This is a genomic window from Bilophila sp., assembly GCF_057864385.1.
The window spans coordinates 1-26,863 of the sequence record NZ_DBMAFI010000019.1 but is presented as its reverse complement, the minus strand read 5'-3'; the positions used below and the strand labels follow the sequence as shown (position 1 = coordinate 26,863).

Genomic DNA, 26,863 nt, shown 5'->3' with positions numbered 1-26,863 from the left:
TTAGTTGTCCTCCTCGGCAGAAGCGGCGAGCTCTTCAACGGCCTCTTCCTCCGGCTCGGGGTCGGGGCATTCGAGGTCTTCCTGACGCAGGTTCATGGTGCGGGGCTGTTCGCCCTTCATGACCAGCGCGTTGGCGACCAGCTCGTGCAGGCCGCTGACGGTGACGCCGGGCGCCCAGTAGTTGGCGAGAGGCGGCAGCGCGGCGCGGTCGATGGCGCAGATGCAGGACATCCAGTTGACGCCGTTCTTTTCCTGCACGTAGCGGAGGGCGTTCCCGCGGGGGAAGCCGGCGCGCAGGCGCAGTTCCATGATTTCCTCGGTGTTGAGGCCGGAACCGGAACCGCAGCAGAAGGTTTCTTCCCGGATGGTGTGCGGGGGCATTTCCACGAATTCGGGGCAGACGGCGCGCAGGACGGCGCGGGGCTCTTCGAGCATGCCCATGGCGCGGGCCGGGTTGCAGGAGTCGTGGAAGGTGGTGATGATGCCGGTGTTGCGTTCGGGGCGGAGATTCAGCTTGTTGTGGTGAATCAGGTCGGCCGTGAACTCGGCGATGTGCACCATCTTGGTGGCGCGGGCGTTTTCAAAGCGCGTGCCGGTGATGGGGGAGGTGGGGACGTCCACCATGCCTTCGGGCGCGGGGCCGTTGTAGGTCGCCATGTACTGGTTGATGACGCGCCACATATGGCCGCATTCGCCGCCGAGGATCCATTTGGAGCCGAGGCGTTTGGCTTCCGCGTACATCTTGGCGTTCAGCTTCTTCGCCATGTCGAAGGACACGAAGGAGCCGAAGTTGCCGCCTTCGGAAGCGTAGGTGGACAGGGTGTAGTCCAGCCCAAGCTCGTGGAACAGCATCAGGTAGCCCATGAAGGTGTAGATGCCGGGTTCCGCAAACACGTCGCCGGAAGGCGCGATGAAGAGGATCTCGTGGCCCTTCTCGTTGAACGGCGGATCGATATGGATGCCGGTGATGGTTTCGATATCTTCGCAGAGGAATTCAACGATTTCCTTGAAGGCGTGGGGCTGGATGCCGAGGTGGTTGCCGGTGCGGTTACAGTTGGACACCGGTTCCATGATCCAGTTGATGCCGAGGCCGAGCTCATGGAGCAGTTCGCGGACGATGGCCGTGATTTCGGCGGTATCGATGCCGTAGGGGCAGAACAGCGAGCAGCGGCGGCATTCGGTGCACTGGTAGAAGTAGGTGAACCATTCCTTGATGACGTCGGTGGTCAGCTTGCGGGCGCCCGCAACCTTGCCGAGGAGACGCCCGGCGGTGGTGAAGTCGCGGCGGTACACGGAACGGAGCAGTTCCGCGCGCAGCACCGGCATGTTCTTCGGATCGTTGGTGCCGAGGAAGAAGTGGCATTTGTCGGCGCAGGCGCCGCAGCGCACGCAGGTATCCATGAAGATCTTGAGGGAACGGTGCTTGGCAAGGCGTTCCTTCAGGGCCTTATAGATGATTTCTTCCCAGTTTTCGGGCAGGTTCCAATCCTCATCCTCAGGCTGCCACGCATGCGGGTGAGGCATGTGGAGCCCTTCCATAATCTCCACCTTGGCGGGATAGGCGTACATACCGGGCTTGATTTCGGTCTTGACGTCCATCCAGCTCTTGTCGGGGAAACTCGCGCGGGAGGCGATCATTTCTTCCGGTTTTGGCATTTTGGCCATTAGGGAAACTCCTTACTTGGACGGGGCCGGGGCCGCGGGTTCAACGTCTTCGGGCTGCTTTTCCAGGGGCAGGCCAGCCTCAGCCATCAGGTCACGGAAGTCGTCCTCATATTCCGCATAGGTGCGGTAAGGGGCGTCCGGGTTGTTCCACGGGTTGACGTGACGGACTTCACGCGTGTTGCAGCGCATGTTGCGGGTGGGGGACAGGAAAATGCCGCCCATGTGCATCAGCTTGCTGAAGGGGAAGTAGATGAGCAGCACGCTGACGAGCGCGACGTGGGTGAAGAACAGGGGGTTCAGGCCCTCGGCGGACTGCGGCGTGAAGTGCAGGATGCCCATGATGAACACCTTGGCCTGCGCGATGTCGACCTTGTCGAAGTAGCGCATACAGATGCCGGTGCCGATGATGCCCATGATGAGGAACAGCGGGAAATAGTCGTTGGCGAGGGAGATGTAGCGCACCTTCGGGTTCACCAGGCGGCGGCCGAAGAGGAACAGCACGGCCACCACGATGAGCATGTCGGTCATGAACAGGCGCGGCACGCCCATCTGCATGATGCCGTCAACGAATTCGAGCCAGGTGAGGCAGACCGGGACGGGTTCGATGAAGAACCGGAAGTGCCGGATGAAGATGACCAGGAAACAGTAGTGGAAGATCAGCGCGAAGACCCACAGCCATTTGGAGGAGAAATAGGTAGCGCGCGGCCCCACGGGGCTGACTTCCGCAGAGGTGTTGCGGAACAGCGAACGGAACAGCAGCACCTCAAGGATCATGCGGCCTACGACAGCGGCGTTGCTCATGGGCGTGTCGAGGCGGTTCGGCTTGATCCAGTCCAAAGAACGCTCTTGACCACCCGTAGTGGGGATGGCGAAGGGCACGGGCGATTTCGCCCACCAGCAGGTGATGCGCCAGATGATCCCGCAGACGAAGACGACCGCGGCCAACAGAGGCAGCGCCACGCCCAGCAGAGACTGGAATCCGGCGACCGCCCCCGACCAGGCGATGGCTCCGATGAGCAGGACTGCCACGAGTGAAACTATCATTCCCTACCTCACTCCAGGCTTAAAGTTTGACATATCCAAATCCGTAACCACAATAAAAAGGATTCCGAAAGGGAAACAGGAAGCAGGGCCTATTCCCCGCCCTGATTTTCCGCCATGCCATGTCTGGCCGCCCAGCGCCTGATCTGAGACGCCTCCCTGCGCTGTTGGGCCACACGCTCGGCGTAGACCTGCTCCCGATCCGCAAGGTACAGGTTGAAGGCCATGAGGCAGAGCGTGTCCAAACGATCCCCCATGTCCAGGAACCCCTGGACATCCCCTGCGGCCAGCATGTCCGCAAGGAGCAGTTCGCGAAGCACGGGCTTATACAGGTATAGCACGCCGATGGCCTGTTCGGGCTTGAGATCCTGCACCGCGCGGATGCGGATCAGTTCCGCTACGGCGGCGTGCACCTTGTCCAAGTCGACATCCCGGCCCGTGACGGCATCGTAGATCTGTTCCCCGGCGGCGCGGGTGGCGTGGCCGACGGGATTGGCGAACCGATCGCGCTGCGTCCGAATGAAACCGGTGGTCTCAAAAGGATACGTGGCGAACACGGCTTCAGTCCATTTTTGGATAGCCGCGTCGCGCCGAGCCGAGATGATGTCTTCAGTGCTCATGCTTGCTCACATCAAGGTTAAGAAGGGGATTTGGTTCTCCTGCGCCGCACGATCAAAACAAAAGCGTCCGCCCCGAAAGGTTGCGGCCCGCCTGTTCCGTCGAGTGCCTCCGAACCTGAAAATCATACGCCGTCTGCACCCTTACGCGATTTTGGCGAATTTCACAAGACCGGCTTGAGAGGGGAGTGTTTGGCTGTTCAGACAAACAGCGTATAATCTTCTGGAACTAAATAAAATAATATTTTTAGCGCGATTATTTGCCGCGTCCGGCTTCACCATGTCCGATGGGGCATCCGGCCCCGCCGGGCAAGCCTGTTTGCCGGAGGGCGGCGGGGGATGCACGGCCCTTACCCGTCCCTTTCAGGGCAACAAAGGGGGCAGGCCCGGCTACGGCATTGTCCGCCGCCGGGCCTGCTTTTATGATGCGGCTTTCAGGCTCCACAACCGGGGCGTGCCCCTTTATGGCCCTGTTTTCAGGTACGGCGGGGCGGCAGCCTTGGGGGAGGGGGTTCGGAAAGGGCCCTCCCTCATGCCCCAGCCATCCCCGTTCACGCCGGGTTCGTCACTTCGTCGCCGCTGTTCCCGCTTCCACCGATGGTGTTTTCGAGCTTGCCCTTGAGGTTGTCGCGGAGGCGCCCGGCGAGCTGGGCGACGGACTCATTGAGGCTGGCGGGCGCGTGATCGCCCTGCGCCTCCTGCGGGATGCGGCTGCGGGCCACGGTCATGAACAGCTTGATCCGGTTGAGCTGGTTCGCCTCGCTGCTGCCGGGGTCGTAGTCCACGGCCATGAGGTTGGCGTGGGGCCGGATGCGCTTCAATTCCTTGAGCACGCCCTTGCCCGTAATATGGTTGGGCAGGCAGCCGAACGGCTGGAGGCACAGGACGTTGCCCACCCCGTGGTCGATGAGCTCCAGCATTTCCGCCGTGAGCAGCCAGCCTTCCCCGGCCTGATTGCCCGTGGAGACGATGCCGCGCACGCTGCGGGCCAGATCCGCAATCCGGGAAACGGGGAGGAACCGGCTGCCTTCGAGCGCCCGGCGCATGGCGTCGCGCAGGGATTCGATGCGCTTGATGATCAGCCAGTTGCCGAGTGCGGGGAGTGCCTTTCCGCCCATGTGCCGCCACAGGTAGACGGGATCGAGCAGGCAATAAAGGAAAAAGTCCATGAGATCGGTCAGGACGGGCTCGCCGCCTTCTTCCGCAATGTGGCGGATGACCTGATTGTTGGCGTCGGGGTGGTACTTGAGCAGGATTTCGCCCACGATGCCCACGCGGGGCAAGGGCGCGTGGTTCTGGCGGATGGCCGAGAAATCCCGCACGATGCTCCGCATGTGCGACTTGAACAGGGAGCTGTCGCCCCGCGCCGCGCTGAACTTTACGCGGTTCATCCAGTGGGCCAGCAGATCGTCCGTATCCCCGGCGTTGCGCTCATGGGCGCGCGCGGACAGCGAGACGCGCTGGAGCATGTCCCCATAGAGGCAGCCCAGGATGAGCCGGTGCAGCAGGCTCGCGGAGACGGAGAATCCGGGCTGGCTGTTCAGGGAGCCGCCGCTCAGGGTCAGGACGGGCACATCCCCGAACCCGGCTTCGCACAGGGCCTTGCGGAGCAGCGCCGGGTAGTTGGTCGCCCGGCAGGGGCCGCAGGTCTGCGCCAGCATAAGGGCCGTGCGCTTGGGGTCGTACCGCCCGCTTTGCAGGGCGTCGATAAGCTGCCCGATGACCACGATGGCGGGGTAGCAGGCGTCGTTGTGCACGTAGTTGAGCCCGGTTTCGATGGCCCCGCGGCTGACCGTGGGCAGGACTTCCAGATTGTAGCCCGCGCTGGAAATGGCCTTGCCGATGATGTCGAAGTGCAGGGGGGACATCTGCGGGGCAAGGATGGTGTGCGTCCGGCGCATCGGCCTGGTGAACACCGGGCGGGAGGCGGGAGCGGCGTGCCGGGGCATGGGCGGCGTGCCGCGCCGTTCCTCCACGGCGGCGAGCAGGGAGCGGATGCGGATGCGTGCCGCGCCGAGGGACGCGCCCTCATCTATCTTGATGAGCGTATGCAGCTTCCCGGCGCGGGTGAGGAGTTCCGCCACCTGATCGGCGGTGATGGCGTCGAGGCCGCAGCCGAACGAGGTCAATTGCACCAGTTCGAGGTTGGGGCGCGTGCAGGCCAGCGCCGCGGCCCGGTACAAACGGGAATGATAGGCCCACTGATCCACCACCCGAAGCGGTTCGGCGGGGTGCCCAAGGTGCGCCACGCTGTCCTCGCTGAGCACGGCGGCGCCGAGGGAGGCGATGAGTTCGGGCAGCCCGTGATGGACAGCCGGATCGGCATGGTAAGGCCGCCCGGACAGCACGATGCCGAGCCTGCCGGTGCGTTCCAGTTCGGCGAGCACCCGTTCGCCCTCGGCCCGGAGCTCGGCGCGGTAGGCTTCCTGTTCAAGGGAGGCGACGCGCACGGCGGCGCGGAGTTCCTTTTTCGGGATGCCGAACAGGTCATGCAGCGCGGCGACGAGCGTGTCGGGGTGCTCCAGCGACACGAACGGCGTGTACAGGGTGCAGCCCTGTTCCAGCAGTTCGTCCGTATTCAGGCGGATGACTTCGGGGTACCCGGCCACCACCGGGCAGTTGTAGCCGTCCGCGGCGTCCTTGCTTTCCCGGCGCTCGCGCGGCAGGCAGGGGAAAAAGATGCGCTTGAGCCCCTTGCGCAGGAGCGAGGCGATGTGCCCGTGCGCGAGCTTGGCGGGGTAGCAGACCGTTTGCGAGGGCATGGACGACAGGCCGAGATCGAAAAGCTCCTTGCCGGACGGCGGGGACAGCTCCACGCGGTAGCCCAGCTCCGTAAACAGCGTGAACCAGAACGGGTAATGCTCATACATATTGAGCACGCGGGGGATGCCGATGCGTCCGCGTGGGGCGCCGTCCTGCGGGAGCGGCTCGTATCCGAACAGGCGGCGTTCCTTCCATGCGTACAGGTTGGGCATGGACGGGGGGGCCGCTTCGCCGCCGGACGCGCCGCGTTCGCAGCGGTTGCCGGATACGAGCTTCCGGCCGTTGGAAAAGCGGTTGACCGTGAGCAGGCAGTGGTTGCCGCATCCCTTGCAGCGCAGGGTTTTGGCGGAAATCTTGAGGGCGCGCAGGGATGCCGACGTCAGGGGCGTGGGGGCCGCGCCGTCAGGCGTGCGGCTGCGGGCGAGCAGGGCCGCGCCGTAGGCCCCCATGAGCCCGGCGATGTCGGGGCGGCAGACATGGTGGTCAAGGAGCCGTTCCATGACCCGCAGCAGGGCATCGTTCAAAAACGAGCCCCCCTGCACCAGCACGCGATCCCCCAGTTCGGCGGGCGTGCGCAGGCGCAGGACTTTGTACAGCGCGTTACGGGCCACGGCGTAGCACAGCCCGGCGGCGATGTCGCCGATGTCCGCGCCTTCTTTCTGCGCCTGTTTCACCTTGGAATTCATGAACACGGTGCAGCGCGAGCCCAGATCCACGGGATGCCGGGCGAACAGGGCGGCGCGCACGAACGCCTCCATGCCCAGGTTGAGGCTGCGGGCGAAGGTTTCGAGGAAGGCCCCGCATCCGGCGGAGCAGGCTTCGTTGAGGGTCACGCCCGCGATGAGGCCGTCCCGCGCCTTGAGGCACTTCATATCTTGGCCGCCGATGTCGATGACGTACGTCGCATCGGGCACGAGGCGGCAGGCGGCTTTCAGGTGGGCCACCGTTTCCACCTCGGCGGACAGCGAGCCGAGGGCGGCCTGCGCGAGCTGCGCGCCGTAGCCCGTGGCTACGCTGGACTGGATCCACGCGCCTTCAGGCAGGCTGTCGATGAGATCGGCAAGGTAAGGCAAAAGCCCCGCCAGCGGATCGCCCTGATTGCGCTCATACCATGAAGCCAGGACAGCGCCGCCGGCATCGGCAAGCACGGCCTTGACCGTCGTCGAACCGAGGTCGACGCCGAGGAAGAGCGGGCCGGACGCGGCTTCCAGCGGCTTGCGCGGGGCGGCGTCCCGGCTGTGGCGTTCGCGGAACAGCTCGTAGTCGGCTTCGTTGTCGAACAGCGGGGGCAGGGAAGCCGTCCGATCCCCGGCATCGCCCCGCACGCGGGCGCGCCCGGCCAGCGTGTCCAGCGTGACGGGCTCCATGTCGGCCATACGTGCCGCGCCGGGCAGCTCCACAAGGCTCAGGGCCGTGCCGAGCGCAACCATATATTGGGCGTTCGGGAACGGCACAACCTCTTCGGGCGTGAGCTTGAGCGTGGCGATGAAGCGTTTGCGGAGTTCGGGCAGGAAGTGCAGCGGCCCGCCGAGGAAGGCGACCTTGCCCCGGATGGGGTTCCCGCAGGCCAGCCCGCCGATGGTCTGTTCGACCACGGCCTGAAAGATGGAGGCGGCGAGGTCTTCCCGCGCGGCCCCTTCGTTAAGCAGGGGGACCACGTCGGTCTTGGCGAACACCCCGCAGCGCGAAGCGATGGGGTACAGGGTCTTGTAGTTCGCGGCGAGCTCGTTCAGCCCGGAGGCGTCGGTGTGGAGCAGCGCCGCCATCTGATCGATGAACGCCCCAGTGCCGCCTGCGCAGGCTTCGTTCATGCGCAGATCCATGCCTTGGCTGAGATAGAGGATCTTGGCGTCTTCGCCGCCGAGCTCCACGGCCACGTCGGTTTGCGGGGCAAGCACGGCGATGGCCCGTGAAGCGGCCACGACTTCCTGCACGAACGGCAGCCCAAGGGCTTCCGAGAGACCGAGGGATGCGGAGCCGGTGATCGCCGCCGAGACCGCCATGCCGGGATACTTGAGGGCCAGTTGGTCGAGCATGGTGGAAAGCGTCTGCCGGACGGCCGCCCCGTGGCGCAGGTATTGCGCCTCAAGCAGCTTGCCGTCTGCGGCGACGAGCGCGAGTTTGGCCGTGGTTGAACCAATGTCCAGCCCCAGAAATACGCTTCTTTCCATCATGGATCTCCTTACATTGCTGGAGAGCCCGCCGCTGACAGCGGAAACCTCCATAAGCGACTGCATCGCTTCTTTACTGCCATCGGAAAACGGCTCGGAAAAAGGAACGGCGCCTTTATCTTTGCACATAACATGGTGTCTTTTTTTAACCAGATACCCAATGATACTAAAAAAGTACAGAGTATCAATGTATTGTATTCCAATGTCGACAATATGCGGCAAATGTGCCCTGTTCAGGTATCTGATGCCACCATTTCACATGGTTTTGGTTCCAATGGCAAGCGGGAAACGCTTGAACAGGCGATTACAAGAGCACCGCAGATCGGCAGTACAGAGGGCGGGCGCGTAAAAAAATTTCCGCAGCGGCTTCCAAGGCGGCACAAAGGGCGCTGCGGGCGCGGCCTTGCGGTTTCATGCGGAGAGCCGGAACCGCTTCCGCCAGCCTCACCTTTGGCGGCAGGTTTTCCAGAACCGGGGAGACACCGACGCCCTGATCATCCAAAGGTATCCCACTGTGGCCGCAAGAGGCCCTTTCCGTTTGGCTGTGTCATAGAAAATGGTTGATGTTTTTTCCTCGAAGTTCCAAAGGGATAACCAACAAAAGGCCTCAACCGCAGATTTCGACAAGGGGAAAGCCGGATAAAAAGTCTCTATTTTCACCGCGCTGTGGAGGTGAAACAACCACATACTATGCCACAGCTTCCGTTTTGATCCGCAAGGCTCTGGAGTATCCCATGAGCAGCCGCAGGAGGAGTATTTTTAGCCAATCGGAGCGTCTAGTTGCTCCATGCGCATGAAGGAAATCCATGTGGGTGGGGAACACACGTGCAGCCTCGTGAAGGTCAAAGACGGCCTGTATTAGGAAATCCATGTGTGGGGAACACGTTGCAATGGCTGCTGTCCTTCCATACGTATGGAGTGATGCGTGCCGGGATCGCGTCCTTTTCCATCCCAGTTGCCGTTTTTCCATGCGCATGGAGCACATTGCCCGACGCTGGCGAACAGTGAGGGCCCGTTGGCTGTTTCTCCATACGCATGGAGCACATCGCGAAAAGCTTGCTCGGCCCGATTCGAGTACCGCTGTCTCTCCACATACAGAGCCACAGCAAACGCAGTTTGCTGGGCTGTGTCGTTGTGTTACATATAATTATTTGAAATTATTCAAAACAATCTTTTGTGGCTTGAAAAATGGTTAAACAATTTCAATGGTTCTGTCATAGTATGCGGTTGTTTCATCCCATAGCATGGTGAAAATACAGCCTTTTTCTCCGGTTTTCCCCTTGGCGAAACCTATGGCTAAGGCACTTTTCTGGTTATTCCTTTGAAACTTCAAGGAAAAAAGCATCAACCATTTTCTATGGCACAGCCATTTCAATAGATTATATCTTTGACGACACGGCCTAAAGTGCGCCCTTCGGTATGTTCCTTCATGCGCGTAGAGCGCATCCGCCAAGGGGAAAAACGGAGAAAAAGGCCGTGATGTTTCTGTATGCGCGTAGGGCGCATCGCGCCCGTGCTGCCCGCCTGATCAACGTGAAGAATGTCTCTCATGCGAGGAGGCGCATAGCTGGCGTGGCGGGCAATAGCCTTGATGGAAATGTGTTCCTTCATACACCTCGGACGCATAGAGGAGATCCCTTTACTGCCTCTAACCCCTGCTGCTCCCTCTGTGCGGATGGAGCGCAGGCGCTTCCCGCATACCCTGCCTGATTTTTCTAGAAAAAATTGAGTATTAAGTCAAATCAAAATTTGAAATTATGATTTTAATTTCATGCCGTTCGTATCTTCTAGAAGATAGTGCCAATTGTCGTCATTGACATTTCTTCGGGATAGCAAGCCGGAACCGCCTTTTTGCGCTCCCAGGGCGTGTCTGTATGGCGGGAGGCTGCCGTGGGATATGGCTGTCCCTTTGAGGGGGCGGCCATTCCTGAGGCAATGGGATGGAAGTTCAGAAATCGCGTTCATCCTTTCTTGGGGTGTTCCTCATGGCTCTGTCATAGCATACGGTTGCTTCATCTCCGCAACACAGTGAAAATGAAGATTTTTTCTCACGATTTCCCCTTTTAGCGGAATCCATAGCCAAGGCATTTTGCCGGTTATTTCTTTGGAACTTCAGGGAAAAAAGCATCAACCATTTTCTAGGACACAGCCTTCCTCATAAGCCTGTTCCGGCGGCAAACGGCAAGCCGTTGAACAGCCATCCCGCAGCCGTACAGAAAACCAGCAGCACGGCGAGAAAGAGCGCAATGAGCTTCCAGCGCATGATTTGCCGCAGCATGAGGATTTCCGGCAGGCTTACGACCACGGTGCCCATACAGAAGGCCAGCGCGGTTCCGGCAGGCACGCCCTTGAGCAGCAGGCTTTCAAGGATCGGCACTATCCCGGTTACATTGGCATACAGGGGGATGCCCGCCACAACAGCCAGCGGCACAGTCCACCACTGCCCTTTTCCGAGGTGCGTGACGACCCATTCATCAGGGACATACCCGTGCAGAAGCGCACCGACGCCCACGCCGATCACGACCCACAGGGCCACCCGGCGGAATATGCTGCGCGTTTCCGCAAGTGCGAACCGATGTCTTCCTTCAAGGGAAATCCGTGTGGGAAGGATGGCTCCGCAGGCGCAGGACGGGCGCAGCTCCTGAAGTTCGGGTTTCCGGCGCAGCAGCGGTTTCAGCCAGCGCCCGGCCCCGGCTGCGTCCATGATGAGCCCCCCGGCGATCCCGGCGAGAAGCCCCGTGCATACATAGGCCAGCGCAAACGGCCAGCCGAGCAGCCCTCCGAGCAGGATTACGGCGATTTCGTTGATCATCGGTGAGCTAATGAGGAACGACATGGTGATGCCGAAGGGGATGCCCGCCGTGGTGAACCCTAGAAACAGAGGGATGCTGGAGCAAGAGCAGAACGGCGTCACGGCTCCGAACCCCGCCCCCAGCAGATAGCCGAAGCCGCGCCGGGTTCCCGCGAGCCGTGCGCGGAGGCGTTCCGTTTGCAGCCCCGCCCGGAAGAACGCCACGCCATATACCATGAACACCAACAGCAGAAGTATCTTTATGGTGTCGTAAATAAAGAACGAAACAGCCCCGCCCGCCGATCCGCCGGGAGCCAGCCCAAACAGCCCGTACGCCAGCCATTCGGCCAAGGGCCGATTGATGGTATAGGCCGCGATCCAAACGGTGACGGCAGCCGCCCCCTTTCCCAAAAATCCAATCCGATTCATGACAAACACTCCTTTGCTATTTGGCCTTTTATACAAATAATAAAGCCAAAAAAACGGCGCCCGCACCATCGGCAGGCGCCCGCATCAGGCCGTGCCGGAACGATCCGGCATGACGCCCTTGAGCCGTGTGAGCAGCCTCGCTCTGACTACGTCCCCCGTACAGCGTAAAAAAGTATCCAGACAACCGAGGGAAAGCGAATAAAAAACATTTGTGCCCCGCTTTTCGTCGTCAACGACCCCGGCTTCCTTCATAACGGCGAGATGGCGCGATACGGTGGAGAGATCGCCGCCGACCAGCTTGTGCAGATCGCAGACGCATAGAGGCCCCCGCGTCAGGGCTTCGGCCATGATAAGGCGGCTTGGATGCCCCAAGGCTTTGAAAATATTCGCTTGTTCTGCAAGAAAGCGTTTTTTGTTTTCGTCCATAGTGCTTCTTCTTTTATTTGTCTAAAAGGCCAAATAAGCAAAAAGAGGCTGCGCGTCAAGGCGGCTCCAACACGGGCCATTCGCGCGTTCAATAAAATTTGAATTCAACTAGGTAAAACTTAAAATGAATTTTCTAGGAAACGGCTGTGTTCTAGAAAATGGTTGATGCTTTTTTCCTTGAAGCTCCAAAGGGATAACCGGAAAAATACCTTAGCCGTGGCTCCCGCCAAGGGGAAAACCGGAGAAAAAGGCTGTATTTTTCACCGCACTGCGGAGAAGAAAAACCACAAGCTATAACAGAGCCTAGGAAGTCACCGAAAAGGTGCATGTCGCCCAACACGCATCCGGGAACGGGATTTCCACATCCTGTTTGAGCGCAGCTCCGCCTTCCCAGACTTTTGCCCTGAGCCGGGACGAACTCCCGCGGCGTGGCCTCCCCACCCGTCAAAAGTCTTTGGGAGAGGAGGGATGGGGGGGTGGGGGAAGGGAGGAGAGGGCTTTCTCCAGAAAGGCCTCTCCTCCCTTCCCCCACATCTCACATCTTCCCCGTATAAACCAAAATGCCGTTGGCGATGCCGCGCGCGATGGAGGCGCGGTACGCGTCGATGGCCAGACGTGCGGCCTCGGCCTTGTTGGTGCAGTAACCCACCTCGATCAGCACGCCGGGCACCCCGGAGCGGCGAAGGACATGGAAGGGGGCGGTTTTGATGCCGCCGTCGTGAGTCCGGTAATTCTTTTTCCTGAGATATTTGAGCGTCGTCTCATGGACGTTCCGCGCAAGGCGGCGGGATTCCTGTTTCTGGATGGTGAAGAGGCGGTGGGGCGGCAGCTTTTCCCGCGCGGCGCGGCTGCGGCCACGGAGGGCGTTTTCGACGGCGGCAAGGCGGGTTGACGCCGAGGTGCGGGAAACGTCGAGATAGTACGTCTCAAAACCCTGCACGCCCTTGGAGGGGTTGGCGTTGACGTGGATGGAAATGAAGAGATCGGCCTTGTTGGTGCGGACTTTGTCGGCCCTCTGCTCCAGCGTGATCCATGTGTCGGAGCGGCGCGTGTACCGGACGTTGAGGCCGCGCGAGGACAGGATCGCCCCCACGCGCTTGGAGATGTCCAGCGTAAGATCTTTTTCCCTGATGCCGTTGTGGTGCGTGCCGGGATCTTTGCCGCCGTGCCCCGGATCGATGAGCACTGTTTTTACACCGAGGCGGAACGGTTTGCCTTTAGGCTGTTTCCCCTTGCTTACTTTGCTGGCGGCGGAGGGAGGCCGTTTTTTTTCTTTGGGCGAGAGCGCCGCAAGGTAGCCGGAGGCGTCTTTAGCCGTATTGGACGAGGGGTATTTCTTGAGGATCTGCCTGAGGAGTTCTTGCGCCCCGGCCTTGTCGCGGAGGATTTGGCCCCGCAGCCGCGCCGCCCGGTACAGGCTGTCGTCTGCCAGCGAGCTTTTGGGATAGAGGCGGACGAGCTGGAGGTACCGATCCACCGAGCGCCGGGCATCCTTGGCATTGGAGGCGCAGCGGGCCAAATGATCCAGCGCTTCGGCGGAGCGGAACAAGGCCGCTGATCGCTCTTTCCATTTTTTTTCGACCCGATAGACGGTCAGGAAGGTTTCGGCAAGCTTTTCCCACGGCTCACGCTGGAGCCGTTTCTTGGATTTTTGAAGCTGCGCCATATCCCGGATGGCTTTATCGTATTTTGCCGGATTGGGGCCGGCAGCGGCGGGGGCGGCGGATACGAACGCGAAACACAACGCCAGCAGAATGCACCATGAAAGGAACAGGCTGTTTTTATGAGTCGTCTTGCTTTTGTCTCTTGGCTGTCGTGTTGTGTCCATGCCGTAGTGGGGAGGAGGTTTTTTGCGCCGCTGCGCCAGTTCCGTCAAGAGTACCAACGGGAAAAAGAAAAAACAAGGAAGGATGCCCGTGAGAGGGTGAGAAAGGCGTTGTGGACATTCCGGGATATCCAAGGCACGGTAAAGGGCGCCGTTTTTTCCGTTGCATGCCGACGGCGCACGGTATATAGCTTGCGGGCTCTGATTGATTGAACAAACAGTATCCTTCCGAGGCTCCCATGTTGTCCATCCTTTCCACGCTGGTTCCCGTATTTGGCATCATCCTGTTTGGCATCGTCGTTGAACGGATGGGTTTTTTGCCCATAGAGACATCGGGCTGCCTCAACCAGTTCGTCTATTGGATCGGCCTGCCCATGATGCTGTTCAACCAGCTTGCCCGCATGGAAGCGGGGCAGATGTCGGGGGGCATGGTCGGGGGCATCCTGCTCGGCTACGGGATCACCTACCTGTTCGCATACGTGCTCTTCTCAAACTTCCTGCGGAGGCGCTGGGAGGAAAGCTCAGTGTTCGCCCTGCTGTCGAGCTTCCCGAATGCGGCGTTCATGGGGCTGCCGATTGTGGTGCTCCTGCTGCCGGACAGTTCCGAGGCCGCCATCGTCGCCAGCCTTTGCGCGGTGATGACCTCCGCGAACCTGCTTTTCACGGACGGCAGGCTGGAAGCCGGGAAGCACAAGGGCGAAGGCCGCAAGGAGGTGTTCCTGTCCCTGCTCCGCTCGCTGCTCCACAATCCCCTGCTCATTTATTCGGCGCTCGGCGCGGCGGTGAGCCTGTTCCATATCGCCGTCCCAAAGCCGATCCTGTCGATGTCGGCCATGCTCGGTTCCACGTCCGCCCCCTGCGCGCTGTTCTGCATGGGCATGATCCTCTCAAAGCAGATGACTTCCTCGCAGGGCTTCGTAAAGGGATGGGTCAGACGCCAGTTCCCTCTGCATGTGCTGAAACTGGCGGTGGAGCCGCTTTTCATTTTCGGCGTCCTCTACCTGTTCGGCGTGCGCGGCATCGCGCTTGCCTCGGCAACCATTGTGGCAGCCATGCCCACGGCTGTGGCGGCTTATATCATTGCGGAAAAATATCAGGTGGCTACAGAAGATTCTTCGCTCGGCATCGTGGTTGATACGGCTTTATCGGCGGTGAGCATCCCTCTGCTCATCGTGGCATTCCAATACTACGGCCTGCTGTAAGGGGGAGGTGCGCCACAGGAGCGGCAAGGCATCCGAAGCTGCCGGTACGCTTACGGGCCCCATCTTCGTGGGATGATGCCGCCCATCCCGCTTGGCATTGCAGATGTGCCCATGTTCAGCCAGTGCCCACACAACACCGCAGCCACCAAGGGTTTAGCCGGGCGGTTCCTGAATATGCCCTCTCCCGTTTTTGGGGGGCCATGACAGTCGGGACATCTGCCCTCTTGCAACCCATTGGAGGCCGCGCCGTGCGCCATACCTCCCCAAAGACCTCCTAGTCCTGTACACAGTCCCTTGTGGTGCGCCATATGGACAACATATTTCGCTTCCGCACCATCGGCGTGCGCCGCAGAAGCCGATATAGGATGGGCAAGGCATCGCCGCCCGGCAGATGAGCCTTGAAAGGGCGGGCGCTGTGGGGGACACTTTCCCAACAAAGCGCCTTTCAAGCCACTCACCTGTCGCGGGGACGGACTCCTTTCGCGCGGCCTCCCCACCAGTCGAAAGTCTTTAGGAGAGGAGGGATGGGGGATGGGGGAAGGGAGGAGAGGGCTTTCTCCAGAAAGGCCTCTCCTCCCTTCCCTCGTATTTCTTTCCCTTAAAAAAAGCTCTGTTATAGCTTGTGGTTGTTTCATCTCCACAGTACGGTGAAAATACAGCCTTTTTCTCCGGTTTTCCTCTTGGCGGAATACAAGGCTAAGGCATTTTGTCGGTTATCCCTGTGGAACCTTAAGGAAAAAGCATCAACCATTTTCTATAACACAGCTTAAAAAGAAGATATCCTAGTCCTGTACACAGTCCCTTGTGGCGCGCCATATGGACAACATATTTCGCTTCCGCACCATCGGCGTGTCGCCGCAGAAGCCGATATAGGACGGGCAAGGCATCGCCGCCCGGCAGATGAGCCTTGAAAGGGCGGGCGCTGTGGGGGACACTTTCCCAACAAAGCGCCTTTCAAGCCACTCTCCTGTCGCGGGGACGAACTCCTTCCGCGCGGCCTCCCCACCAGTCGAAAGTCTTTGGGAGAGAAGGGATGGGGGTGTGGGGGAAGGGAGGAGAGGGCTTTCTGAAGAAAGCCCTCTCCTCCCTTCCCTCGTATTTCTTTCCCTTAAAAAAGCTCCGTTATAGTTTGTGGTTGTTTCATCTCCACAGTACGGTGAAAATACAGCCTTTTTCTCCGGTTTTCCTCTTGGCGGAATACAGGGCTAAGGCATTTTGTCGGTTATCCCTGTGGAACCTCAAGGAAAAAGCATCAACCATTTTCTATAAACAGCCTAAAAAGAAGATATCCTAGTCCTGTACACAGTCCCTTGTGGCGCGCCGAATGGACAACATATTTCGCTTCCGCACCATCGGCGTGTCGCCGCAGAAGCCGATATAGGACGGGCAAGGCATCGCCGCCCGGCAGACGAGCCTTGAAAGGGCGGGCGCTGTGGGGGGCACTTTCCAAAAAAAGCGCCTTTCAAGCCAATCACCTGTCGCGGGGACGGACTCCTTTCGCGCGGCCTCCCCACCAGTCGAAAGTCTTTGGGAGAGGAGGGATGGGGGTGTGGGGGAAGGGAGGAGAGGGCTTTCTTCAGAAAGGCCTCTCCTCCCTTCCCCCACCGCATTCCCGGCTACAGCGCCTTCACAAGCCCGACGATGGAAATGAGCATGAGCAGGGCAAGGACAACCTTGCGGAAGCGAGCCTCGTCGACGGTGGAGAACCAGCGGTTGCCGAACCACATGCCGCCGAACATGGGAACCATAAAGACAAGGGTAAAGATGACGGTATCAAGGCTGATGAGCCCCTGCTGCCAGTAAAAGAGCGAGGCCCAGACGTCCGTGAACAGGAAAAAGGCGATGAGCGAAGCGCGCCCCACGGCGGCCCCAAGCGGGCTGGACAGGAAAAAGAGGATGATCGGCGGGCCCCCGTTGGCGGAAGCGCCGTTGATGATCCCGGCGAGGAGCCCGACGCCCGTGGTCTGGGGCGGCGTGGGCGCGTTCTTGGGCCGCAGCCCGCAGTAAAGCATGGAAGTGAGGATGAGGACTACCGCGTTGATGATCAGGCGCATGGCGTCCACGGGTATGGAAACCAGACAGTAAACCCCGAAAGGCGTGCCGAGCGCCACGCCGAGCGCAAGCCAGCGGAGGGATTTCCAGTGGACTTGCCTGTAGACGAAGGGCAGGTGTCCGATGCTGGCCAGCACTTCCCAGAACAGGATGACCGGAGCCACCTGAGCAGGGGGGAAGAACAGCGTCAGGAGCACGATCATGATCATGGAAAAGCCGAATCCCGTCGCACCGCGGACGATGCCCGCCAGAAAAACGGCTGCAAAGACATAGGCGAACAGAAGCGGGGTGAAGCCGGACATGGGGCCTCCTCAGGGCTGCGGGGGAAGGATGCCCGGCCCGGAAAACGCCCTGTGTGGGCGGGGCATCTAGGGATCGGCCTAACGTGGGCGGAAGCCCCCTGTCAAGTGGGCCGCAGGACGGAAAGAACACTGGGCTGCGCTTGCGGGTGAGGGCTTTTCGAGGTATCATGAGTTCTTTATATGACAGTTCGTTCCGAAGCTGCGCCTTGCCTGTGGAGCCTGCATATCCCGTCTTGAACTCAGACCTCTTACGAGTACCCCTCCATGACCATCAAAAGCCATTCTTCCCGAGATTCCCGCAACCCCAGAGATTTCAACGACCCGCGGAACAAGCCGCAGGAGCGTTCCGAACGGACGGAACGCCCCGAACGCTCCGAATGGGCCTCCCGCCGTTCCGATCGCCCCGAATGGTCGAACCGCGACCGTTCCGAGCGGGCCCCGCGCCCTGACTGGGCCGTCCGCGGCGAACAGCGCCGCCCCCGCGATCGTTTTGAAAACGGCGACCGCCCCCGCCCGCAGAGAGGGGCCGGCCTCATCGCCGAACTGCGCGAACTCGACCGCGATCTTATCAAGATGATCGCCCGCCGCAGCCGTATGCTGACCCGCCTGCCCAATGCCGGAACGTCGGATCACGAACGCGAACTGCGTACTTCGTGGGAAGAAAACGCTGCCGCGGTCAGCCGCGATCCCAAGCTCATCCGCCAGATTTTCGCCCTGCTTCAGGAAGTGGAAGTCGCCCCCGCCGATATGGAGCAGCCTTCGGCCTTCAACCTCGCCCCGGCCCGCAAAACGCTTGCCGTGGATCTGCCCGCGCCCGCTTCCGACCGCCTGCCCCGCGTCCGCATGGTGCTCGCGGCCAGCGGCGCCGCCGAATGCACCCTTCACGGCGTGCCGCTCAACGGCCCGGTCATGGAGTGCCTGAAAGGGCTTAATCAGGTCGGCGCACGCCTGCGCTGGGAAGAGGACGGGCGTATCCTCTGTCAGGGCGGCGAGCCGGTTTCCGGCTACAGCAAGTCCATCCTCGACAAGGTGGTGCACGTCGGCGACGACCCGTTCAACCTGTACCTGATGCTGTTCCAGATGGTGACGCGGCCCGCGCGCCTCAAGATTATCGGCGAAAGCGGCCTCAAGTTTGTGGACTTGGCCCCGATCCGCCATTTCCTGCCGCTGCTCGGCGCGCGCCTGACCAGCGTGGTTCCCGGACAGGAAGGCCTGCCCGCCCGTCTGGAATCTTCCGCCATGCTGCCGTCCGAGGTGGCCGTGCCCGCCGAACTGCCCGCCGACGCGCTGGAAGCCCTGCTCGTGGCTACGGCAGGGTGGGAGCGTGACGTTACGGTCGACTTGAGCGGGCACGCCGAAGGCCGCAGCATCGTCTCCAAGGTTCTGCCCATCCTCCAGAGCGCGGGCATCAAGGCGAGCCTCACGGATACCGAAGGGGCCCTTTCCCTGCATGTGGTTCCCGGCAAGGCCCAGTTCCCCGATGATCTGCTTCCCGGCATCAATGTCGTCGCCGCGGCGACGCTGCTCGCCATGCCCGCCTTTGTCGGCGGCCGCGTGAAGCTTTCCGGCCACTGGGAAGCCACCGGCGACGCCAGAAGCGGCGACGTCGTCAAGGGCCTGTTCTCCAAGCTGGGCGTGAACCTCTTCGTCGCCGACGGCGAAGTGTCCGCCTCCTTTGGCGAAGGCGTTGCCGAGGGTGAGGCCCTTCCGTCGCCCAATCCTGTTGATGATCTCACGGATTTGCCTTCCGCGCTTCTGCCGCTTGCCTTGGCGCTGTCCTTGATCCCCGCCGTGCGTGCGAAGGGCGGGGCCATGCCCAAACTGCCTGAGAGCGTGGATAAGATCCTTGTGGAAAGCTTCCTGAACCAGCTTGGCCTGTCTTGCGAAGACGGGCGGCTCGTTTCCATCGAGCCTTCCACCACGCCGTGGGCCAGCCCGACCGTGCAGTGGGCTCTGGCGCTTTCTCTGGCGGCCTTCCTCCGTCCGAACATCAAGCTGAGCAACCCCGGCATCGTTACGAACTACCTGCCCGTTTACTGGAATATCTATAACACGCTGCCGACTCCTTCGATGGCCCGTAAAGGGCATGAGGAAGAGGCCGCGCCCGTAGCCAGCAGCCGCCCGGCCCGCCGCCGCGTGCTGGCCAGCCATACCCCCGAATCCGAAATGCCCGACGAAATTGTCTATCCTGACGAAGACTAGGGCCGGATCCGGCGTTTTGAAGGGCATGTGAAGCGATTGGGGAGGGGGAGGAGAAACTTTCTTAGAAAGTTTCTCCTCCCCCTCCCCAAACCCCACCCCCTTCTCTTCAAAGATTTTTACGCTTATCGAATCCCTGTTCGCAGCGTTCCCTGAAACGGATTGTGGGGAGAGGCCACGGAATCCAAAGGCCGCTTCTTTCCAACCGTGGAATGGGATCGCCGAGCCGAACGGAAACGGTTCCGCATCCGGTACAATCCGGGCGCGGAACCGTTTCCTTTTGGCGGTGTTTAAGTTTGTGGTTGATACAAGATTCTAACTGGAAAGGAAGAGTTCTTTGGAAATTATCTGGAGGTCTCGCAACAATTCTTCAAAACTGGATTTCATGTAATGAACAAAAAATGAGAGAGGCCCACATCACTAGACGTGGAATAAACTTTTATCTGCTGATTTTCATTGAAAAAAATTATCAACCGTAAATTGAACACAGCATTCCTTTTAGTTTTTAAGGGGAATCAATCGCTTTTCTATACGTGGGGAGAGGCGGCTTTCTCGAAAGGCTCTGTTATAGGTTGTGGTTGTTTCATCTCCACAGTGCTGTGAAAATACAGACTTTTTCTCCAGTTTTCCCCTTGGCGGGATCCACGGCTAAGGCATTTTGCCGATTATTCCTTTGGAACTTCAAGGAAAAAAGCATCAACCATTTTCTATAACACAGCCTCTCGAAATGTCCCTTTTGGCATCAGGGGCAGGGCACGGCGCTGGGGCCGCCGCAGCTGCCGGAGTTCCCCATGTCGAAGGGGAGGCCATAATCCTGCGGCGCGGCTTGTCCGGGCAAGACCGACTGGCCGCCGAACATGGGTTCGGAAGGCGCGGACGGGGCCGTGGGGCGTGCCGCGGAGGAGGCCGGGGACTTCGCCTTGACGAGCGCCGAGGGGACGCCCATGAATTCCACCAGCGGCAAACGTCCCTCGCTGGAGTTGATGACCCGCGCATCGTTGCACCAGAGCCGGAACTGGGTTGCCAGCACGTCGAGGCTGAACAGATCCCAGAGGCCCAAGGGCGGCGTCTCCAAAGACGGCAGGAAAGAGCGGGTCAGCGGCGTGCCCATCTCGATGCGTTTTTTGAGGTTCAGGATGATGGCGAGATCTTTTTCCTCTTCCGCAACCGGGCACCAGATGATCTTGCGGGCGTCGGCTTCGGACATGCCCATCACCAGTTGGCGGCAGGCGCTGCACGAGGGGGAGAAGAAAACGCGGGCGGTGGCTTCGTCTTCCATCTCAGGGGACTGGATCGCCCACGGGCCGACTTCGCTCCGGGCGAGCCCCCCAAGGGTCAGGAGGAAGAGGGCACCCCAGACGACAAGCAGGGGGGAAGCGTGGCGCAAGGCGCCGTGGTGGGCGTCCGCAAGCGTGGCGGCGCGGAATGCGCTGTAGGAGAGCGCGAGGAACAGCGCGGCAACCATGCAGGCGACGCAGGGGAGCGTCAGGATCATGATCCCAAGCAGCACGCAGTCCAGCAGGACGGCAAGCCCGGCCAGCCATCGGCCAAGCGCCGCGTGTCCGGTAATGGCCAGCAGCCCCAGCAGGGAGAAGATCCCCACGCCGCCCCACCACAGGGAATAGCCGTTGATGGAAAAGTTCTGATAGAGCGTACACCCTGCGGAAACACAGGGCACGGACGCCGCATCCAATGCGTTCCAGACGGAAAAGAGGATCCCGCAAACGGCAATCAGCAGGGGAAGATACAGCGGGCTGTGGGAGCGGTTCGTCAACATGCCAGTACCTCGGTGATGCGGCCCGCGGGATGGGATACCCCTGCGGCGGCTGCGTGTTCCCGTTTTCTCTACCGACTTTGGCAGCGGAGGTAAAGCCGCGCCGCTTGCGCAGGGAAAGCGGCGGGAAAACGGGGCCGCGCGGGGGCCGGCGGCTATTTGCAGATTTTTTCGCGGCGGGCGGCTTCGATGCCCGCGCAGTCGCCGGCTGAGCAGGCCTTTTCAAAGGACTCGCAGGCTTCCTGCTCTTTGCCTTCTTTGAGGGCGACCGCTCCGAGGATGTTCCATACGCGATACGAGCTGTCGTCGCGGCGCAGGGCTTCTTCCAGATCCTTGCGGGCCCCGGCGGTATTCCCCTGCTGGAACAGGCAGATCCCCCGCGAGAGGTACGCCTCGGCGGAAGGTTCGATCCGGATGGCTTTCGTCAGATCATCGAAGGCGTCGTCGGCGTATCCGAGCTGGCTCAGGGCCAGCCCGCGGCGGATCAGCGCCTGTGGGTAATCGGGCTCGATTTTCAGCGCTTCGTCAAGGTATTCCAGCGCCTTTTCCGGGTCGGTACACGTCTCGCCTTTCCAAAGGATATGCGCCTTCGCGAAGAGCTGCTCGGCCTGCGGGTCATGTTTGCCCGATACCCCCGTGGGGTTGGCTGGCTTGGGGGGCAACTTTTCCGGCTCCAGCAGCGAGCAGCCGGGCAGCGTGAGGATGGACAGCAGGGCCAGCCCCCCCGCAATGGCCCGGAATCGGACAGGATTGATTTTATTGATAAGCTTATATAGAACACTTTTACTAATGTTAAAACTTTCTATATTCATTATCATATAGTAACCCCGGAGGTAATGATGTTTCAATACAAAATATCGGCCATCAAGGTTGCCCGTGACCGGCTTTCGGATTTGCCTGTGGAACAGGCCCGGATGGGTGCCTTGGTTCTTGCAGGGCTGCGCCGCGTTTGTGAATTGGCCGACACGCTCGATTCCTGCATAACCGAAGACATGCCGTTTGCTAAGCATTTTTTCAACGAATTGGCAACCCTTCCGCATGATGACGAAAGCCACTGGATGAATCTGCTGGAGGATTTGGCCTTGATTTTCCGCGCGAAACGGTTGGCTTTCCCCGATCTGCCTGAGGGAGGGGAAGAACGGCGCCTGTTGGAGTTTTTTGAGGCGTCGGAAGAGTGGGGCGATCCTGAAACGGAAGTGGGCTCGTGGTACTGGAAACGGCTCCCTGAGCGTTTGTCGCGCTGAACCTTTCCCTGTTCGGTTCCGGGGGCGCGCCGGTCAGGAACAATTGCGGGCTGTTGCGCTTTCCCGTATGATCCCCTTCCTGCCGTCGCGCAGGAACGCCCGCCGGAAACGCGCCGTTTCCGGGACGGGTCAGGGAGGCGAACATGAAGCGTTCAGGGATTCTTGCCCTATGGCTTATTTTGAGCCTTGTTTCCGTGATGGCTTCCGGCTGCGGATACAGGGTTGCGGCTACGGTTCAGGCCAACGCGGAAGCAACCCCGGTGCCTACAAAGCTCTCATGGGCGGCTGTGCCGGGGCCAGGGCTTTCGGCCTCCGCCCCGGAAACCGTTTCCGGGCTCCAGACGGTGTCGGTGCCGCTTGCCACGGCGCTTTCGCTCTATAACTGGAAGTGGCTTTCCAATCCCGATCATGCCGCCGAAGCCGACGTATTGGTGCGGATCTGGTGGATGACCGGCGGGCCGCAGTATATCAGGGAGTGGGCCGATCCTTTTTATCGGCCCGGCCTGAGCTTCGGTACCGGGATTGGTTTTGGTTCTTCCCCGTGGCGCAGGGGGCCGTTCGGGTATGCGCGGCAGGCATTCTATGTGCCCGAACCGGCCATTCAGGCCGTCTATTCCCGCGTACTGGTTGTGGAAGCCTTGCGTGCCGATGCCTTGCCCAAGGCCACGCTGGAGGCATTGCTCCCCGCCGCGAAGCCTTCGGGCATCGCCTCCAAGCCCATGCCTGCGGCGGAGCAGGGCGGCGATCCTTCCAAGGGGCCGTATGCGCCGCCGATTGTGCTTGAAGGGGAAGCCCTCAGCAAGCCCCCCTATGCCGCCCCGCTGAAGGCGACGGGGGCCGATCCCGATCGGGAGCCGCCCTACGCGCCTCCGCTGCTGGCCTCCGCTTCGCAGGGCGTCCCGGATGAGGCCGTGCTTTGGCGCGTTGTGGTGACGAGCGGCGGATCGAAAGGCAATACTTACGAAATCCTCCCTCAGCTTGCCACAGCCGCGGCGCAGGCCGTCGGCAAGAACATGCAGGCGGATGTGTTCGTCGACAGCGACATGCGCGTGACGTTTGGGAAATAAATGGCTGTGTTCAATTTTACGGTTGATGATTTTTTCAATGAAAATCAATAGATAAAAGTCCGTTCCACGTCTAGTGATGTGGGCCTCTCTCATTTTTTGTTCATTACATGAAATCCAGTTTTGAAAAATTGTTGCAAGATCTCCAGATAATTTCCAAAAAACTCTTCCTTTCCAGTTGGAATCTTGTATCAACCACAAACTTAAACACAGCCAAATAAATTGTTGTGAAATTGGAGGGGGGAACCTTTCTTGAGAAAGGTTCCCCCCTCCAATTCTTTCCTCTCTCATTCACCAACAGGTTGCTTCGGGCCGTCGAGAAGCTTCTGGTAGAAAACGAGATCGAGCCAGCGGCCGAACTTGTACCCCGCTTTGACGATTTTCCCGGCGAACGTAAACCCGAATCGTTCGTGCATGCGTATGCTGGCGGCATTGTCGGCATCAATGCCCGCGATCATGGTCGCATAGCCTGCCCCGTTCGCGGCCTCCAGCAATTTTTCCATCAGCCGGGTGGCGATGTGGCGCCGCCGGAAGTCCTTATGCACATAAATGGAATGTTCGATGCTGTACTTGTAGGCGGGCCACGGACGGAAATTTCCATAGGTGGCGAATCCGGCTACCACGCCGTCCTCTTCCAGCACGAAAACGGGAAGCCCGGCCTCACGGTGTTCGTTGAACCACCGCCTGCGCATGTCCAGCGTATGCGGCCTATAGGTGTAGACGGCCGTGGTGTTGATGACGGCATCGTTATAAATATCCAAAATCGCTTGCAGGTCTGCTTCTGTGGCAGGGCGGATCATGAGGCTTTCCTTGGCTGTGCTGATCGGTTTCCCTGATAAGGAAACGGGTTAGGGGTGAATCTTGGCGGGGGAGGGATTCCCCACGGCTGTGTATAGAAAATGGTTGATGCTTTTTTCCTTGAAGTTCCAAAGGGGTAACCGGCAAAATGCCTTATCAGTGGATCCCGCCAAGGGGAAAACCGGAGAAAAAGGCTATATTTTTCACCGCACTGTGGAGATAAAACAACCATAAGCGATAACAGAGCCTTTCTCTTTATCAACCGTAAACTTGAACAGAGCCTTCCCCACGGATGGCCCCCGCATCTTACGCTCCGGCGGCTGCGCCGAGGTTGGGAGGGGCCTCTACAGACGGCCCCGCACGGATGGCCCGGCAGGTGCCTTGGCTGTCGGGCGGGGCCCCTGCCTTACGGACATCGGCGGCAACGCCGCCCCTGCCCCAAGGGTTCCCCTCCCCTCTTCCTACATCCGTTTTTCGCCTTCCACCATGATCTGCCCGGTAAGGGGCGTATCATAGCCGCCCTGGGCTTCGATGCGCGCCTTGAATGCCGGCGAGTCGAGCAGGGCGCGGACGGCCTGAACGCGGGGATCATCGAGGAAGCGCGTGGGGATGACGAGATCATAGCGTTCGAGGGCGAGCGGCACGAAGTCAAGGCCAAGCGCCTTGGCTGCGGCGTAGATGCCCATGCCGCAGTCGGCCGCCCCGGTGAGCACGTTTACCGCCACGGCCATGTGCGTGAACTCTTCCTTGTCGTATCCTTTGATGTCGGAAGGCTTGATCCCGGCCTGCTTCAGCTTCCAGTCGAGGAGGATGCGCGTCCCGGCCCCGCGCTGGCGGTTGATGAAGCGGACACGGGTGAAATCGTCGATGCCCTGAATATCCATCGGGTTGCCGTGCGGGACGATGATGCCCTGATGCCGGATGGCGAGGTTGATGACCGTTACGTCCGCATCGGGCAGGAATTTCTTGATGAACGGGAAGTTGAAGTCGTCGGAGTCGGGATCGAAAAGATGCATCCCGGAGAGGTGGCAGGAGCCGTTTTTCAGGGCCGTAATGCCGCCCATGCTGCCGACGTGCGTGGAGGCGAACCGGAAGGGCTCAGGCAGGCCCATGAGTTCGTCTGCGAGCAGGTCAAGGGTGTTGTCGTGGCTGCCCACACAGACAAGGATGCGGTCGAGTTCCGCTTCCGAAACGGACAGCTCGGCGGGAACCACGGCGTGCTCGTTCAGGCCCTCAGCCTGTTCGGGGATGCGCACGTCGCCCTGTGCGCGGGTGACGGTGGTGATGTTCCCGGCCCCGCGTCCGAGCGGCGTGGCGACCAGCTTGTCGCCGACCCGCCCGATGGACACGCGCACGTGCTCCTCGACGCCCGGACGGGAGGGCACGGTGCGGGTCAGCTCGACGGGGACGACGGTTTTTGCGGGCGGTTCACGGTGCGAAAGCCACGAGATGAGCGGTTCGAGCAGTTCCTTGAAGCAGACCAGCGCGCTTACCGGATACCCCGGCGCCCCTGCCACGAGGCGGCCCCGGCAGTTGGCGAGCAGGGAAGGCTTCCCCGGCATGGCGGCGATGCCGTGCGTGAGGATTTCGCCTTCCTTTTCCAGCGTGGCGCGGGTGAAGTCCCTGGAGCCTGCGGACGAGCCCGCGCAGAAGATGGTCAGGTGCCTGCCCGCGTCAAGGCTGTCCTTCAGGGCCTGATGCAGGGCTTCCGGGCTGTCCGGGACGGGGGCGGCGCGTTCCACGACGCAGCCCAATTCACGGGCCAGCGCCGCCAGCATCTGGGAATTGGATTCCACGACCTGCCCCTTGCCGGGATCGGGGTGCGTGGCGAAGTCGAGCACCTCATCCCCTGTCGGGATGATGCGGACAGTGACGCGCTCCCAGACGGGCACGTCCCAGATGCCGCCGGAAAGCAGCGCGCCCACATCCCACGGCCTCAACTGGTGGTTGCGCGGAAAGAGCAGCTCCGTCGCCACAATGTCCTCCCCGATGCGGCGGACGTGCTGCCACGGAAAGGCGGGGGCTTCAATGGTGACGCCGTCGCCGTCCAGCACGACCTGTTCGATCATGATCACGGCGTCACAGCCTTCGGGCATGGGGTGGCCGGTATTGACGGCAAAGCAGGTTTCCCCGGCCTTGAGCGTCAGCGGGTGCCCTTCCCGTGCCGCGAAGGTCGAACGGGCGTTGACCGCGTAACCGTCCATCGCCGCCGAATGGAAGGTGGGCGCGGAATAGCGGGCGTGTACCGCGTGCGCCAACACCCGGCCCGAAGCTTCATGCGAAGGGATCGTTTCCTCGCGGATTAGGGCTTCGCGGTCTATGGAAGCCTTCACCCGTGCGACAGCTTCCGCGGGAGGGATTGTCTTGAGATAGATATTACGTTTCATGATAATTCCTTATGTAAATAAAACACATTTTGCAGCCTTGCCGGGAGACGTGCGCCAAGGTTTGGCTTCCCGTGCCGCCCGTTCCGCCATAAACCTTTACAAAAGTCTTTGGG

The 26,863-nt window shown here is 60.6% G+C and carries 17 protein-coding genes; 4 read left to right on the top strand and 13 right to left on the bottom strand.

Annotated elements, in window-relative coordinates; genetic code table 11:
* The 8 genes from dsrK to ACZM8Y_RS08010 all read right to left on the bottom strand — a co-directional run bounded on the left by dsrK (window position 1) and on the right by ACZM8Y_RS08010 (window position 13,731).
* Complete coding sequence (dsrK, locus tag ACZM8Y_RS08045; RefSeq protein ID WP_302552679.1) at window positions 1-1,665, bottom strand: sulfate reduction electron transfer complex DsrMKJOP subunit DsrK; 1,665 nt, start codon at window positions 1,663-1,665, stop codon at window positions 1-3.
* Window positions 1,666-1,677: 12 nt separating this feature from the next.
* Complete coding sequence (gene dsrM / locus ACZM8Y_RS08040) at window positions 1,678-2,709, bottom strand: sulfate reduction electron transfer complex DsrMKJOP subunit DsrM (protein ID WP_302552680.1); 1,032 nt, start codon at window positions 2,707-2,709, stop codon at window positions 1,678-1,680.
* Window positions 2,710-2,798: 89 nt separating this feature from the next.
* Window positions 2,799-3,326 (bottom strand): RsbRD N-terminal domain-containing protein, encoded by a 528-nt coding sequence (locus ACZM8Y_RS08035; RefSeq protein WP_482330695.1) that lies wholly within the window; start codon window positions 3,324-3,326, stop codon window positions 2,799-2,801.
* Between the two features lie 548 nt (window positions 3,327-3,874).
* A complete protein-coding gene (locus ACZM8Y_RS08030; RefSeq protein WP_482330696.1) occupies window positions 3,875-8,260 on the bottom strand; it encodes an acyl-CoA dehydratase activase-related protein in 4,386 nt (1,461 codons plus the stop codon).
* A 301-nt stretch (window positions 8,261-8,561) separates the two neighbouring features.
* On the bottom strand, window positions 8,562-8,759 hold the full coding sequence (locus ACZM8Y_RS08025; protein WP_482330697.1) for a hypothetical protein: 198 nt from the start codon (window positions 8,757-8,759) through the stop codon (window positions 8,562-8,564).
* A gap of 1,653 nt (window positions 8,760-10,412) precedes the next feature.
* Window positions 10,413-11,477: a permease gene (locus tag ACZM8Y_RS08020; RefSeq protein ID WP_479859185.1), complete on the bottom strand. Its 1,065-nt coding sequence runs from the start codon at window positions 11,475-11,477 to the stop codon at window positions 10,413-10,415.
* Between the two features lie 84 nt (window positions 11,478-11,561).
* A complete protein-coding gene (locus tag ACZM8Y_RS08015; RefSeq protein WP_302552688.1) occupies window positions 11,562-11,903 on the bottom strand; it encodes an ArsR/SmtB family transcription factor in 342 nt (113 codons plus the stop codon).
* Between the two features lie 535 nt (window positions 11,904-12,438).
* Window positions 12,439-13,731, bottom strand: coding sequence for an N-acetylmuramoyl-L-alanine amidase (locus ACZM8Y_RS08010; RefSeq protein ID WP_302552690.1), 1,293 nt, complete (start codon window positions 13,729-13,731; stop codon window positions 12,439-12,441).
* Window positions 13,732-13,967: 236 nt separating this feature from the next.
* Here ACZM8Y_RS08010 and ACZM8Y_RS08005 point away from each other — a divergent pair, with 236 nt between their 5' ends.
* Window positions 13,968-14,930 (top strand): AEC family transporter, encoded by a 963-nt coding sequence (locus tag ACZM8Y_RS08005; RefSeq protein ID WP_479859828.1) that lies wholly within the window; start codon window positions 13,968-13,970, stop codon window positions 14,928-14,930.
* Window positions 14,931-16,546: 1,616 nt separating this feature from the next.
* On the opposite strand, the gene ACZM8Y_RS08000 is transcribed toward ACZM8Y_RS08005, so the two are convergent.
* On the bottom strand, window positions 16,547-17,284 hold the full coding sequence (locus tag ACZM8Y_RS08000) for a sulfite exporter TauE/SafE family protein (RefSeq protein ID WP_302551385.1): 738 nt from the start codon (window positions 17,282-17,284) through the stop codon (window positions 16,547-16,549).
* Between the two features lie 264 nt (window positions 17,285-17,548).
* Here ACZM8Y_RS08000 and ACZM8Y_RS07995 point away from each other — a divergent pair, with 264 nt between their 5' ends.
* On the top strand, window positions 17,549-19,486 hold the full coding sequence (locus ACZM8Y_RS07995; RefSeq protein ID WP_482330699.1) for a 3-phosphoshikimate 1-carboxyvinyltransferase: 1,938 nt from the start codon (window positions 17,549-17,551) through the stop codon (window positions 19,484-19,486).
* A gap of 739 nt (window positions 19,487-20,225) precedes the next feature.
* On the opposite strand, the gene ACZM8Y_RS07990 is transcribed toward ACZM8Y_RS07995, so the two are convergent.
* Both ACZM8Y_RS07990 and ACZM8Y_RS07985 read right to left on the bottom strand, forming a co-directional pair.
* Window positions 20,226-21,260 carry a hypothetical protein gene (locus ACZM8Y_RS07990; protein ID WP_308772117.1) on the bottom strand — a complete coding sequence of 345 codons (1,035 nt, stop codon included), beginning with the start codon at window positions 21,258-21,260 and terminating at the stop codon, window positions 20,226-20,228.
* 152 nt (window positions 21,261-21,412) lie between these two features.
* On the bottom strand, window positions 21,413-22,069 hold the full coding sequence (locus tag ACZM8Y_RS07985; protein WP_308772116.1) for a tetratricopeptide repeat protein: 657 nt from the start codon (window positions 22,067-22,069) through the stop codon (window positions 21,413-21,415).
* A 24-nt stretch (window positions 22,070-22,093) separates the two neighbouring features.
* On the opposite strand from ACZM8Y_RS07985, the gene ACZM8Y_RS07980 reads away from it, so the two are divergent.
* Both ACZM8Y_RS07980 and ACZM8Y_RS07975 read left to right on the top strand, forming a co-directional pair.
* Entirely contained in the window at window positions 22,094-22,501 is a 408-nt protein-coding gene (locus ACZM8Y_RS07980) for a hypothetical protein (protein ID WP_308772115.1), read from the top strand.
* Window positions 22,502-22,644: 143 nt separating this feature from the next.
* Window positions 22,645-23,568 (top strand): hypothetical protein, encoded by a 924-nt coding sequence (locus ACZM8Y_RS07975; protein WP_302551380.1) that lies wholly within the window; start codon window positions 22,645-22,647, stop codon window positions 23,566-23,568.
* A 284-nt stretch (window positions 23,569-23,852) separates the two neighbouring features.
* Here the strand turns inward: ACZM8Y_RS07975 and ACZM8Y_RS07970 are convergent, their stop codons facing one another.
* Together ACZM8Y_RS07970 and ACZM8Y_RS07965 are read right to left on the bottom strand one after the other, a co-directional pair.
* A complete protein-coding gene (locus tag ACZM8Y_RS07970; protein ID WP_337431910.1) occupies window positions 23,853-24,365 on the bottom strand; it encodes a GNAT family N-acetyltransferase in 513 nt (170 codons plus the stop codon).
* Between the two features lie 459 nt (window positions 24,366-24,824).
* Window positions 24,825-26,750, bottom strand: a complete 1,926-nt coding sequence (locus tag ACZM8Y_RS07965; RefSeq protein ID WP_482330700.1) for a molybdopterin biosynthesis protein — start codon at window positions 26,748-26,750, stop codon at window positions 24,825-24,827.
* Between the last annotated feature and the right edge of the window lie 113 nt (window positions 26,751-26,863).